Source organism: Pseudomonas sp. MF08875 (assembly GCF_059862525.1).
This window is the reverse complement of record NZ_JCBCUW010000135.1, coordinates 1-1,009: the sequence shown is the minus strand read 5'-3', so window position 1 is coordinate 1,009 and position 1,009 is coordinate 1. Positions and strand designations below refer to the sequence as shown.

Sequence of the window (1,009 nt, the reverse complement as noted above, 5' to 3'; positions counted from 1 at the left end):
GAGTCAGCTGCCGGTAATGCGTAGTCATCTGCGCTTGAATCCTTCGGTGTGAGAGCCTGGATTCTACCGGTGGCTGGCTCTCTGCCTCTCGTTTCAAGCGTTGCGCTTATTCTATGAATTCAGGCCCTGTTTGGCCGCTCAGCGACGTGGGGCCTGAGCGATCAGGAACTGCTGGCGCTGGAGCGATTGGAATGGGCGGACCGACTGACCGTTGAACTGCAAAACAGCGGACATGTACCGGTAAATGTCGATCCGTTTTTCATCTATGAACACATCACCCAGTTGATCGCGCTGTTAAACGATGGCGGCGAACTTGAACTTACAACGCTCTACCGCTGTTGCGCGCTGCTCATCGGATTGCCCTTGTCAGATATTGAACGGGACGAAGTTTCTGCGTTGGTGATGCGTTGTCGCAATAGCGGTGAAGACGTGCTGTCAAGCCTGCGGGCATGGCGTACAGGGAAGCACTTGAGTCGTGTTTTTCATAGGCGCGAAAAATGAAAAAATTACTATTTTTGGGTGGCGTGGCGTTGGTGAGTTTGTTGGTGGGGTATGGCGATATTTTTTCGCCTGCCTCGAAAGAGGTTTGTATTACTGGGTATAACCAGTATGAGCGGCAAATTCATGAATTTAGATTGGATACTGAAAATAAGACGGGGTGTTCAGGTAACCCATCTGCGCGTAAGGGAAACTACATGTATGGCGGTGGAGGGGGGCTTTCGTGTGGTTGTCGTGTAACTCCTGGGAAGCAAGTGAGTTTGTATTGGGTTTTCGCTCAGAATAAGGCGGAGTATGCCGCTAAGGTTCCGGAAGTTGAACATACAGTGCAGGTCACTATTCCTCAGCCTGAATCTCCTACCTCTCGATATTTCCGAATCTTCTTTCCTGAATTCATAGAATAAGCGCAACGCTTGAAACGAGAGGCAGAGAGCCAGCCACCGGTAGAATCCAGGCTCTCACACCGAAGGATTCAAGCGCAGATGACTACGCATTACCGGCAGCTGACTCA

Annotated in this window: 2 protein-coding genes; both read left to right on the top strand. The window is 50.7% G+C overall.

Features of this window, described 5'->3' with window-relative positions:
• Positions 1-186: 186 nt before the first annotated feature.
• Positions 187-501, top strand: coding sequence for a hypothetical protein (locus tag AC19YT_RS28310; RefSeq protein ID WP_500611393.1), 315 nt, complete (start codon positions 187-189; stop codon positions 499-501).
• On the top strand, positions 498-902 hold the full coding sequence (locus AC19YT_RS28305) for a hypothetical protein (RefSeq protein WP_500611392.1): 405 nt from the start codon (positions 498-500) through the stop codon (positions 900-902). Before AC19YT_RS28310 ends, AC19YT_RS28305 begins: the two co-directional genes overlap by 4 nt.
• Positions 903-1,009 lie beyond the last annotated feature (107 nt).